This is a genomic window from Terrisporobacter muris (genome assembly GCF_024621905.1).
Taxonomy (GTDB): Bacteria; Bacillota; Clostridia; order Peptostreptococcales; family Peptostreptococcaceae; genus Terrisporobacter; species Terrisporobacter muris.
Window position 1 is genome coordinate 31,933 of record NZ_JANKBY010000002.1, and the last position, 12,959, is coordinate 44,891.

Consider the following 12,959-nt stretch of genomic DNA (forward strand, 5'->3'; position numbering starts at 1 on the left):
AACAAAACAATTTATATAAAAGCGAAGAAAAAAAGATAAGTATATAATTAAAATGAGGACAATAAGAAACGTAATCTTTTTAATGTGGGAGGAGAAAAAGAGTGGGAGAAATTATTAAAGGTAAACCAGTTGGAGATGCACTTAGTGAAGTCTTAAAAGGTGAATGTGAAGCTTTAGTTAAAGAGGGTATACAACCTAAATTAGCTATTTTAAGAGTTGGAGCCAAACCTAATGATCTTTCTTATGAAAAAGGTGCTCTTAAGAAATGTGAAACAATAGGGATTACTACAGAAGTAACTGAGTTACCAGATGGAACAACTCAAGATAAATATATAGAAACATTACAAAAATTAAATGATGATTCTTCAGTACATGGAATATTAACTTTTAGACCATTACCAGAAGGAATAGATGAAAATGTAATAAAAAATATTATAGCACCAGAAAAGGATGTTGACTGTTTTAGTCCAATGAATACTGCAAAGTTAATGGAAGGAGATAAAACTGGATTCCCTCCATGTACTCCTACAGCAGTTGTTGAAATATTAAAACATTATAATGTTCCATTAAAAGGGGCTAATGTAGTTGTATTAGGCAGATCGATGGTAGTAGGTAAGCCAGTATCTATGTTATTACTTGGTGAAAATGCTACAGTTACAATTTGTCACTCAAAAACTAAGGATTTACCAAAAGTTTGTGCTGATGCAGATGTATTAGTTGCAGGTGTTGGTAGAGCAAGAATGGTTACAGCTGATTATGTTAAAGAGGGGGCAGTTGTAATAGATGTTGGTATAAATGCTAAACCAGAAGGTGGAGGAATTTGTGGAGATGTTGATACTGATGATGTTGTAGGAAAAGCATCAATGGTAACTCCAGTTCCAGCAGGTGTTGGTTCAGTAACAACTTCTATACTTGCTAAACATGTAATAAAAGCATGTAAGCAACAAAACAACAAGTAGTTAGACATAAATGTATTTGAAATAGAAAACTTTGGGGGGAAAATATCTATGGTAATATCTGATAGAAAACCAATGGCTGAAATACTAGGATTTTTAAAAGACGCTAAAAAGGTTATATTAGTAGGATGTAACCAATGTGCAGCTGCTAGTAAAACTGGTGGTGAACCTGAAATACAAGAAATGAAAGCTTTATTAGAAGCTGAAGGAAAAGAAGTATTAGGATATCTTCTTCCAGATACGGCTTGTAACTTGTTATTAGGTAAAAAAGAATTTAAATCATTAAAAAATGAGTTAAAAGATGCTGATGCAATATTGTCATTAGCATGTGGAGATGGAACTCAAACTATTGTAAAAAATACTAAAAAACAAAATATTCCTGTTTACCCAGCTAATAATACTTTATTTATAGGTGAAGTTGAAAGAGTTGGTCAATTTGAAGAAGCATGTAAGGCATGTGGAGAATGTGAACTTGGTTGGACTGGAGGAATTTGTCCAGTTACTATGTGTGCTAAAGGATTAATAAATGGTGCATGTGGTGGAGCTAAAAATGGTAAATGTGAAGTTGACCCAGATAATGATTGTGCATGGGTAAAAATCTATGAAAGACTTAGAGATTTGAATCAACTAGACAATTTATTAGAAATAAGAGCTCCAAAAGATTATTCTAAACAATTAAATCCAAGAAGACACAACGCAAATAATAAAGCTGAAGCTGAAGCTTAAAAGTTAGGTAAATAAAGGGGGATTATTTTCATGAGTAAGTTACAAGAAGCATTTGAAAGAGGAGAATTTGCTGTAACTGCAGAAATGGCACCACCAAAAGGTACAGACCTTTCTCACTTGATAGAATGTGCAAAAATGTGTGTGGGAAGAGTACATGCTGCAAACGTAACAGATTTCCAATCTGCTGTAATGAGAGCAACTTCTCTAGCTACATGTAAATTATTAAAAGATATAGGATTAGAGCCAGTTATACAAATGACTGGTAGAGATAGAAATAGAATAGCAATAGAAGGTGAAATGCTTTCTGCTGGTGTATTTGGTATACCGAATTTATTAGCTTTAACAGGTGACCATACAAGTGTTGGTGACCACCCACAAGCTAAACCAGTATTTGATTTAGATTCTGTAAGTATATTAAAAACAGCTTCTACATTAAATAGTGGGGTAGATAGTGTAGGATTAGAATTACAAGGTAAAACAGATTTCTATTTAGGAGCTTGTGTTACACCTGAATATTCTCCAATAGAAGTACAATTATTAAAAATGCAAAAGAAAATAAATGCTGGAGCTAAATTTTTCCAAACTCAAGCAGTTTATGATATAGAGCACATGAGAAAATTTAGAGAACTTACTAAGGATATGGATTGCAAAATCCTAGCTGGTATAGTTCCATTAAAATCACCTGGAATGGCTAAGTTCATGACAGCTAATGTTCCTGGTATATTTGTTCCAGATGATCAAATAGAAAGATTGAAGGCAGCTGGTAAAGGAAATTATGTACAAGAAGGTATTAAGATGGCTGGAGAGTTTATTAGACAACTTAGAGAAGAAAATTTATGCGATGGTGTACATATAATGGCAATTGGTGCAGAGGAAAATGTTCCAAAAATATTAGATGAAGCAGGATTATAAAAATTTTGTTTTAGGTTAAATGGGGGATTGAACATGAAAGTTGCAGTAATTGGAGGAGGACCAGGAGGATATGTAGCAGCTTTAAAAGCAGCTATGCTTGGTGCTGAAGTAACAGTAATAGAAAAAAATAAACTAGGCGGAACTTGCTTAAATGTAGGTTGTATACCAACTAAAGCATTATTAGCTTCTAGTGATGTATTAAGAACAGTTAAAGAAGCTAAAAACTTTGGTATTAATGTAGAAGGTGAAATTAAACCTGATTTTGAAGCTATAGTAGCTAGAAAACAAAAAGTAACAGATGAATTAGTAGCTGGAATCCAATTCCTTTTTGATAAAAGAGGAGTTAAAAAAATAGATGGATTTGGAAAACTAATTGATAAAAATACTATAGAAGTTACTAAAGATGATGGAAGTGTAGAAGAAGTTAAAGCTGATAAAATAATATTAGCTAACGGATCTATACCTACAGTATTCCCATTCATGCCTTACAATGGTAAGAATGTTATAACTTCTGATGAAGTATTAAGTTTAGAAAAATTACCAAAATCTATGGTTATTATAGGTGGTGGAGTTATAGGATCTGAAATAGGTCAATTCTACTCTTCATTAGGAACTAAAGTAACTATAATAGAAGTTCTTCCACAAATATTAGGAAGAATGGACTCTGATGGTGCTAAAGCTCTTGCAAGACAATTCAAGAAAGACAAAATAAAAGTTATGTGTAATGTTGCTACTGACAGCTTTGAAGTTAGTGATGACATAGTAAAACTTAACTTAAATAATGGCAAATCTTTAGAAGCAGAAGTAGTATTACTTTGTACAGGAAGAAAACCAAACTTAGCTAACTCTGGTGTAGCTGAAGCTGGTGTTAAAATGACTGACAGAGGATTCATAGAAGTAAATGAATATATGGAAACAAATCTAGAAGGTGTTTATGCTATAGGTGATATTATACCAGGAGCAATGCTTGCACACGTTGCATCTGCTGAAGGTATGGTAGCTGCAGAAAATGCAGTAAAAGGAAATAGCGAAACAGTTAATTATAAATCTATCCCAAGTTGTGTTTATACTGAACCTGAAGTTGCAGGTGTAGGTAAAACTGAAGATGAGTTAAAAGCTGAAGGTGTGGAATATCACGTTGGTAAATTTGATTTTAGAGGTTTAGGTAAAGCTAAAGCTATAGGAAAAATACAAGGATTTATCAAAGTATTAGTTGATAAAGATGATGTAATAATAGGAGCTACTTTAGTAGGACCTCATTGTACAGATTTATTAACTGAATTATCTCTAGCAGTAGGCTTAGGATTAAAAGCTAAGGATGTAGGAAAAGTAATACATGCTCATCCAAGTTTATCTGAAGGTATTATGGAAGCATTACATGATGTTCATGGAGAATGCGTTCATTCAGTACCATCATCTTTATAAGTTTATAAACAGAGTAAGAAGAAAAGCTCTGTTTAGGCATATCAAGGGGGAAATCTTAAAATGAGTTATAACATAGCGGTAGCAGGAAAAGGTGGAACTGGTAAAACAAGTCTTACAGGGCTTTTAATTGATACATTATTAAAACAAAATAAAAAACCAATTCTTGTAGTTGATGCAGATGCCAATGCTAATATTAATGAAGTATTAGGGGTTGAAGTAGAAGCTACTATAGGTCAAATTAGGGAAGAAGCTAATATGACTGAAAAAAGAGGAGATTCATTTCCTGGAGGTATGACAAAAGCTCAGTTTTTACAATGGAAGTTAAATTCTATATTAGTAGAAGGAGACGGATATGACTTGTTAGTAATGGGGAGATCTGAAGGCGAAGGATGTTATTGTTTCGTAAATGGAATATTAAGAGAACAAGTTAAGAAGATTTCTGGCCAATACGACTATGTTATTACTGATAATGAAGCAGGGATGGAACATTTAAGTAGAAAAACAACTAAGCATATAGACACTTTATTATTAGTTAGTGACTGTTCAAGAAGAAGTATCCAAGCTGTTGCAAGAATTAGAGACTTAGCTATTGAATTAAATTTAAGTGTTGGAAAGGTCTATCTTATAGTAAATAAAGTACCAGATGGAATATTAAATGCTGGTGTAAAAGAAGAAATTACTAAACATAATTTAGACCTTCTAGGTGTTGTACCTTTAGATGAATTAATATATAAATATGATTCAGATGGTATTCCATTAGTACAATTACCAAAAGAATCAAAATCTAGATTGGCCATAGAAGAAGTAGTGGCGAAATTAGAATTAAAATAGGCTTAAGGGGGAAAAAAATATGGCATTTAAAATGTCTGTTCAAAAGAGTTCTGGGAAAATAAGTGAAGTAGTAATAGGAACAGGAGAAAAAGCTATAAAACTAGGTGGAGAGAATGTATTACCATTCTATAGCTTTGATGGTGATACAGGTAACATTCAAAAAGTAGGGATAGAAATAAATGATATATATCCAGAAAGTTGGATTGATTGCTACAAAGAAATGTATAAAGATGTAGCAAATGACCCTGCTGCTTGGGCAAAATATGTTCAAGATAATACTGAAGCAGATTTTGTTTGCTTAAGATTTGTTGGAGCAGATCCTAACGCTGATGATAAATCTCCTGAAGAATGTGCAGAAGTGGCTAAAAAAGTTGCTGATGCAATAGATTTACCTTTAGTAGTTGCAGGATGTGGAGTTGCTGAAAAAGATGGTAAATTATTTGCTAAAGTTGCAGAAGCTTTAGAAGGAAAAAATGTTTTAATATTATCTGCAGTTGAAGATAACTACAAAGAAGTAGGAGCTGCTGCAGGACTAGCATATGGTCAAAAAGTTGGTGCAGAATCAGCTGTTGATATAAACTTAGCTAAGCAAATGAATGTTTTGTTAACTCAATTAGGTGTTAAACCTGAAAATATAGTTATGAATGTTGGATGTTCAGCTGTTGGATATGGATATGAGTATGTTGCATCTACAATGGATAGAATAAGACTTGCTGCTTTCAATCAAAATGACAAGCAATTACAAATACCTATAGTAACACCAGTTTCTTTTGAAGTTGGTCATGTTAAAGAAGCTATAGCTACAGAAGCAGACCAACCAGAATGGGGATGTAGTGAGAAGAGAAGTATAGCAATGGAAATTTCTACTGCTACAGCTGTTTTAGTAGGCGGATCTGATGCTGTAATACTTCGTCATCCAGAGTCAGTAAAAACTATAAAATCATTTGTAAGCGAGTTAGCTTAATAATATTTGTAAGGTTAGGGGGATAAAATAATGGCACTTAAAGCTTTAGATATATTTAAATTAACACCAAAGAAAAACTGTAAAGAATGTGGATTTCCAACTTGTATGGCTTTCTCTATGAAAGTTGCCAGTGGAGCAGTAGAGGTAGAAAAATGTCCACACATGTCTGATGAAGCAATACAAAAACTATCAGAGGCTACAGCACCTCCAATGAAAACTTTAAAAGTTGGAGCTGGAGAAAACGAGTATACTATAGGTGGAGAAACTGTATTATTTAGACATGAAAAAACTTTAGTAAGTAAAAATAGATATGCTGTTGCATTCTGTGACTGTATGACTAAAGAAGAAGTAGAAGCTAAAATAGCTAACATTAATAAAGTGGAATATGAAAGAATTGGAGAAATAATGAAGGCTGAATTTGCTTGCGTTACATATAGCGGAAACAAAGAAAACTTCTTAAATGTAATCAAAAAATTAAAAGAACAAACTAAAGTTGCATTTATATTAAATGTAGACGATGCTGAAGTAGCAAAAGAAGCTGTTGCAGAACTTGCTGGATTAAACCCAGTTGTAGTTGGTGCAACTAAAGATAACTACGAAGCTATGATAGACGTAGTTAAAGGTGACAACTTAGCTTTAGGTTTAAAAGCTGCTAGCTTAGAAGACTTATATTCTACTGTTGAATTAGTTCAAAAAGCTGGATATAAAGAATTAATACTTGATGTAACTGGTGAAAATACAAAAGATACTTTCACTAATGCAGTTCAAGTAAGAAGAATAGCATTAAAAGAACAAGATAGAACTTTCGGATACCCATCTATAGTATTCGTAAATAAATTAGCTAATGGGGATGAAATGATGGAAGTTGCATTATCATCTGCATTCACAGTTAAATATGGTTCTATAATAGTAATAGATGATATAAGCTATGCTAAAGCATTACCATTATATGCTTTAAGACAAAACTTATTCACTGACCCTCAAAAACCAATGAGAGTTGAAACTAAGATTTATCCAATAAATAACCCAGATGAAAACTCTCCAGTTTTAGTAACTGTTGACTTTGCCTTAACTTACTTCGTTGTAACTGGTGAACTTGAAAGATCTAAAGTTCCATGCTGGTTAGTAATACCTGATGCAGGTGGATATTCAGTTCTTACTTCTTGGGCTGCTGGTAAATTTGGTGGTAGTGTAATAGGTAACTTTGTTAAAGAATGTGGAATAGCTGATATGACTAAGTGTAGAGATTTAATCATACCAGGTAAAGTAGCAGTTATACAAGCAGATGTACAAGATAATTTACCAGATTGGAATGTTATAGTTGGTACTCCAGAGGCTATGGAACTTCCAAAATTCTTAAAAGAAAAATATGGGAAATAGATAAAAGTTTATTTAACTAATTAGGTCGTATAAATATAAACATATAAAATCTAAGGGGGATAAATTAATATGGAAAAATTTATGATTATAGGTGAAAGAATTCACTGTATAGCACCACCAATAAGAAAAGCTATAGCTGAAAGAAATCCAGAACCAATAATAAAAAGAGCTGTAGAGCAATTAGATGCAGGAGCTCATGTTATAGATTTTAATATAGGACCAGCAGAAAGAGATGGAGCAGAAATAATGGAATGGGGAGTTAAGTTACTTCAAAGTGAATTAAACAATGTTCCACTAGCTCTAGATACTGCTAACGTTGCAGCTTTAGAAGCTGGATTAAAAGTTTATGATAGAACCCATGGAAAACCAATCATAAACTCTGCAGATGCTGGAGATAGAATGCACTTAATGGAAGTTGCTGGAGAATACGATGCAGCTATAATAGCATTATGTGCTAAAGAAGGTATACCTGCTGATAACGAACAACGTATGGGATATTGTACTGAGTTAATAGAAGCAGCTGCTATGGCTGGAATAGATCCAGAAACAGATGTATACTTTGACCCACTTTGCTTAGTTATAAAAGGAATGCAAGATAAACAAATGGACGTTTTAGAAGCTATAAGACAAATGACTGAAATGGGATTAAAAACTACTGGTGGATTATCTAACGTTTCTAATGGTTGTCCAAAACATATAAGACCTATACTAGATAGTAACTGGTTAGCAATGGCAATGGCTAATGGATTCTCTTCTGCTATAGTTAACCCATTAGATGAATTATTGATGCAAACTATAAAATCTTGCGACATAATAAGAAATGCTAACTTATATGCAGACTCTTACTTAGAAGTAAAAGACTTAGCTTTTGATTATAAAGGATAATAAAAATTAGAATTTTAAATTAGAATTAGGTTTTAATAGCTAGGCATTAAAAATTAATGCCTAGCTTGAATATAAACATATAATTCATAAAAGGGGGAAGTAAAAAGTGAATTTATATAACATAATTTACACAGGTGCAAATCAAGCATATGATGCAGCAAATGGAGCACTTACAACTGCAATAGCAGAAAAAGGTAAAGAATGCCCAGTGGCATTCCCAGATACAGCATATTCTCTTCCATGTATATATGCTGCAACAGGTCAAAAAATGGCTACTTTAGGAGATTTAGAAGGTGCTTTAGCAATAGTAAAATCTTTAATAGTAGAAAAACCATTACTTGAAACAGCTTTAAATGCTGGTTTAGCTACAGCTTTAGCTGCTGAAATAGTTGAAGCAGTTAAATATGCTTTAAACGAGGCTCCATACGAGGCTCCATGTGCAGGGCATGTAGTTGACCCTATAATCAGATCTTTAGGTGTACCATTAGTTACAGGAGATATACCTGGTGTTGCAGTTGTATTAGGTGAATGCCCAGACGCTGAAACATTAGCAAAAGTAGTTAAAGACTATCAATCTAAAGGTATAATGACTTTCTTAGTTGGAAAAGTTATAGATCAAGCTATAGAGGCTGGAGTAAAAATGAGTGTAGAGCTTCGTGTTATACCTCTAGGATATGATGTAACATCAGTTATCCATGTTGTTTCTGTTGCTATAAGAGCTGCATTAATATTCGGTGCTGTTCCTCCAGGAGATTTAAATCAATTATTAGAATACACAGCTAAGAGGGTTCCTGCATTCGTAAATGCATTTGGACCACTTAGTGAATTAATAGTTGCTTGTGGTGCTGGTGCTATAGCACTTGGATTCCCAGTTATAACTGATCAAGTTGTTACTGAAGTTCCTTGCAACTTATTAACTCAAAGAGATTACGATAAATTTGTTGCTACTTCTTTAGAAGCTAGAAACATAAAAATAAAAGTTACTGAAATACCTATACCAGTTGGATTCGCTGCAGCTTTCGAAGGTGAAAGAATAAGAAAATCTGAAATGGCTTACGAATTCGGTGGAAATAAAACTCCTGCTTGGGAATTAGTTATAGCTAAATCTATGGCAGAAGTAGAAGACCATAAAATAGAAGTTATAGGTGAAAATATAGATCCGGCTAAATTAGCAGATGGTGTAACTAGATTACCACTTGCTATAGTAGTTAATGTTGCTGGTAAAGCAATGCAAGAAGACTTCGAACCAGTTCTTGAAAGAAGATTCCACTACTTCATGAACTACATAGAAGGATTAATGCATGTTGGTCAAAGAGATATGTCTTGGGTAAGAATATCTAAAGATGCTGTTGAAAAAGGATTTACTCTTGAGCATATAGGTGAAGTTATGTATGCTATGATGAAAGATGAATTCGAAGCTGTTGTTGATAAGTGTGAAGTTACTATAATTACTGATGAAGCAATAGTTAATGAAAGAAAAGCTGAAGCTTTAGCTAAATATGAAGCTAGAGATGACAGATTAGCATCTCTTGTTGATGAAAGTGTTGAAGACTTCTATTCTTGTAACATGTGTCAATCATTCGCTCCAGCTCACGTTTGTGTAGTTACTCCTGAGAGATTAGGACTTTGTGGTGCAGTTTCTTGGTTAGATGCTAAAGCTACTAAAGAACTTAATCCAACAGGACCTTGCCAACCAATAGCTAAAGGTGAATGTTTAGACGACAAGAAAGGTATTTGGCAATCAGTTAATGATACTGTAAATGAAATATCTCAAGGTGCAGTTGAGAGTGTTACTCTTTACTCTATAATGGAAGATCCTATGACTTCTTGTGGATGTTTCGAATGTATATGTGGTATCATGCCAGAAGCTAATGGATTAGTTATAGTAAATAGAGAGTTCCCTGGAATTACTCCAGTTGGTATGACTTTCGGTGAACTTGCTTCTATGACTGGTGGTGGAGTTCAAACTCCTGGATTCATGGGTCATGGTAGACATTTCATATCTTCTAAGAAATTTGCTTATACTGAAGGTGGACCAGAAAGAATAGTTTGGATGCCAAAAGAATTAAAAGATTTCGTAGCTGATAAATTAAATGCTACAGTTCAAGAAATGGCTGGAATAGAAAACTTCAGCGAAATGATTTGTGATGAAACTATAGCAGTTGATTCTGAATCAGTTTGTGCATTCCTTGAAGAAAAAGGACATCCAGCTTTATCTATGGATCCAATAATGTAATTTAAATAAAGATATCGGGGGAGAAATATATATGAGTACAGTAGCAGGATTAAAATATTCTCCAAAACATACTTGGGTAAAAGTTGAAGGAGAGTTTGCATTTGTTGGAGTAAGTGACTTTGCTCAAGAACAATTGGGAGAAGTTTTATTCGTTGAAATGCCAGAAATAGATGATGAACTAACAAAAGATGAGTCTTTTGGTGTTATAGAATCATCTAAAGTAGCTTCTGATTTAATAGCTCCAGTTTCAGGAGTAGTAGTTGAAATAAACGAAGATAAATTAGAAGATGAACCTGAATATGTTAATGAAGCTCCATATGATGCATGGATATGTAAAGTAAAAATGTCAGATCCAGCTGAGTTAGATACTTTATTAAGTGGAGAAGACTACGAAAAAGGTTTAGAATAATATATAGTTAACATATAATTTGAATTAAAATGAAAGCATAGTAAATTTAATAGAATTAAGTTTACTATGCTTTTTTAATCATATAGAATTTAAATAATATTAAAAGGTTATTTTATTAATATTTTAGTAATATAGAAGGTTGAGTGATTATAAAAATTAATTTATTGGGGTGAGTAAGAATGGCTAAAGTATTTTTTAAATCACATAACAAAGAAGTAGAATGTGAACTTGGGAAAAATTTATTAGATTTAGCGAGAGAAGCAGATATTTTTATAGATGCACCTTGTAACGGGGCTCAATCATGTGGAAAATGTAAAGTAAAGTTATTAGAGGGAAAGTGTGATACAGAAAAAACAGTACATATTAGTGATGAAGAATATGATCAAGGATATATTTTAGCATGTGCTACAAAAGTTACTGGAGATATTACGATAGATGTTCCATCTAAACTTTCATCATCAATGCATGACATGAAAATAGAAGGATCTGGGAAAAAGGTAGATAAACAATTATTTGATAGAGCTAGAGGAATAATAGAAGAAAATGAATTCTCTTATAGTACTAATGTTGAGAAAAAATATATTGAACTAGATGAACCATCACTAGATGATAATATAAGTGATGTGGACAGATTAGAAAGACAAATAAAACAAGATTTAGGATTTGAAGGAATAGATTTTAGATTAGACATATTAAAAAAATTACCTAAAGTATTAAGAGAAGACAACTTTAAAATCACTTTAACTTATGTAAAAAAGAAAAGTAAGATAACTATATTAAATATAGAATCAGGTAATAAAGAAGGTGAATTATACGGACTAGCTATAGATATAGGAACAACATCTGTAGTTGTTTGTTTAGTTAACTTAATTACTAATGAAGTTGTAGAAAAAGCATCTTCAGGAAATGCACAAATAAAATACGGTGCTGATGTAATTAATAGAATCGTATTTGCTATAAGAAAAAATAATTTAGAAGTAATGAGAAAAGCAATTATAGATGAAACTCTTAATCCTTTAATCGAATCTATATATGCTAGTACAGGTATAAATAAAAATAATGTAGTAAGAGTTGTATTATCTGGTAATACAACAATGTCTACACTTTTCTTAGGTATATACCCTGATTATTTAAGATTAGAACCTTATATTCCTCCATATCTAAAATCACCTAATTTAATGGGTGAAGATGTAGGATTAAATGTAAATAAAAGTGCTTTAATATACTTATCTCCGAATGTGGCAAGTTATGTAGGAGGAGATATAACAGCAGGTACATTATCAGCTGGAATATGGGCTAGTGATGAGAATACATTATTCATAGATTTAGGAACTAATGGAGAAATTGTATTTGGGAATAGAGATTTTATGATGTGTTGTGCATGCTCAGCAGGACCGGCTTTTGAAGGTGGAGGAATTAGCTGTGGTATGAGGGCGTCAGATGGAGCTATAGAAAAAGTTAGTATAGATGAAAATACTTTGGACCCTGAGTTAACAATAATCGGAGAATGTACACCTATAGGAATTTGTGGTTCAGGTATAATAGATTTAATTTGTCAAATGCTTCTTAAAGGAATAATTGATAGAAGAGGAAAAATTAAGAAGGAGTTAGACAATAAAAGAATTAGATTTAATGAACATGATATAGGTGAATACGTATTGGCATTTAAAGAAGAGTATGCAGATTTAGAAAATGACCTATTTATAAATGAAATTGATATTGATAATTTTATTAGAACAAAAGGTGCAATTTATTCTGGAGCATCAGTTCTTGTAGAAAGTCTTGGTATGGACTTTGAAGTGATAGATAATGTTTATATAGCAGGTGGAATAGGAAATAATCTTGATATTGAGAATTCAATATTAATAGGATTGCTTCCAGATGTAGATAGAAGTAAGTTTAAATATATAGGAAATAGTTCATTAGTTGGATCATACTTAAGTTTAATAAGTTCAGATGCTAGACAGAAATTAGAAGAAATAGGATCTCAAATGACATATGTTGAGTTAAGTGTATACCCTACATATATGGACGAATTTGTTTCTGCATGCTTCTTACCACATACTAATATAGACCAATTTCCAACAGTAAAAGAAATTTTGGAATAAAAATAATAATTTAAAACATATAATAAAAAAGCTATGAAGTTAGGTAAAACTGCATAATTCATAGCTTTTTTATTATATTAAAAAAAGTATAAGTGTCATATTTTGTATAAAAATAAAAAAATGTAGT

11 protein-coding genes are annotated in these 12,959 nt (G+C 32.4%); all 11 read left to right on the top strand.

Annotation, left to right across the window (positions count from 1 at the left end; all coding sequences use genetic code 11):
• Window positions 1-101 precede the first annotated feature (101 nt).
• Entirely contained in the window at window positions 102-959 is an 858-nt protein-coding gene (locus NSA58_RS00320) for a bifunctional 5,10-methylenetetrahydrofolate dehydrogenase/5,10-methenyltetrahydrofolate cyclohydrolase (protein ID WP_074429469.1), read from the top strand.
• Window positions 960-1,007: 48 nt separating this feature from the next.
• Window positions 1,008-1,682 carry a methylenetetrahydrofolate reductase C-terminal domain-containing protein gene (locus NSA58_RS00325; RefSeq protein WP_039678501.1) on the top strand — a complete coding sequence of 225 codons (675 nt, stop codon included), beginning with the start codon at window positions 1,008-1,010 and terminating at the stop codon, window positions 1,680-1,682.
• 30 nt (window positions 1,683-1,712) lie between these two features.
• Entirely contained in the window at window positions 1,713-2,594 is an 882-nt protein-coding gene (locus tag NSA58_RS00330; RefSeq protein WP_039678502.1) for a methylenetetrahydrofolate reductase, read from the top strand.
• Window positions 2,595-2,627: 33 nt separating this feature from the next.
• Window positions 2,628-4,019, top strand: coding sequence for a dihydrolipoyl dehydrogenase (gene lpdA / locus NSA58_RS00335; RefSeq protein ID WP_039678503.1), 1,392 nt, complete (start codon window positions 2,628-2,630; stop codon window positions 4,017-4,019).
• 60 nt (window positions 4,020-4,079) lie between these two features.
• Entirely contained in the window at window positions 4,080-4,850 is a 771-nt protein-coding gene (locus NSA58_RS00340; protein ID WP_039678504.1) for a carbon monoxide dehydrogenase accessory protein CooC, read from the top strand.
• A 19-nt stretch (window positions 4,851-4,869) separates the two neighbouring features.
• The gene (gene acsD / locus NSA58_RS00345) at window positions 4,870-5,814 is read left to right on the top strand and encodes an acetyl-CoA decarbonylase/synthase complex subunit delta (protein WP_039678505.1); all 945 of its coding nucleotides are present in this window, start codon (window positions 4,870-4,872) and stop codon (window positions 5,812-5,814) included.
• 30 nt (window positions 5,815-5,844) lie between these two features.
• Window positions 5,845-7,194 carry an acetyl-CoA decarbonylase/synthase complex subunit gamma gene (acsC, locus tag NSA58_RS00350; protein WP_039678506.1) on the top strand — a complete coding sequence of 450 codons (1,350 nt, stop codon included), beginning with the start codon at window positions 5,845-5,847 and terminating at the stop codon, window positions 7,192-7,194.
• 69 nt (window positions 7,195-7,263) lie between these two features.
• Window positions 7,264-8,079 carry a carbon monoxide dehydrogenase/acetyl-CoA synthase methytransferase subunit gene (gene acsE, locus NSA58_RS00355; protein ID WP_074079457.1) on the top strand — a complete coding sequence of 272 codons (816 nt, stop codon included), beginning with the start codon at window positions 7,264-7,266 and terminating at the stop codon, window positions 8,077-8,079.
• Between the two features lie 106 nt (window positions 8,080-8,185).
• Complete coding sequence (gene acsB / locus NSA58_RS00360) at window positions 8,186-10,315, top strand: acetyl-CoA decarbonylase/synthase complex subunit alpha/beta (protein WP_039678508.1); 2,130 nt, start codon at window positions 8,186-8,188, stop codon at window positions 10,313-10,315.
• A gap of 31 nt (window positions 10,316-10,346) precedes the next feature.
• Window positions 10,347-10,724: a glycine cleavage system protein GcvH gene (gene gcvH, locus NSA58_RS00365; protein ID WP_039678509.1), complete on the top strand. Its 378-nt coding sequence runs from the start codon at window positions 10,347-10,349 to the stop codon at window positions 10,722-10,724.
• Window positions 10,725-10,903: 179 nt separating this feature from the next.
• Window positions 10,904-12,832: a corrinoid activation/regeneration protein AcsV gene (gene acsV / locus NSA58_RS00370; protein ID WP_074079456.1), complete on the top strand. Its 1,929-nt coding sequence runs from the start codon at window positions 10,904-10,906 to the stop codon at window positions 12,830-12,832.
• Window positions 12,833-12,959 lie beyond the last annotated feature (127 nt).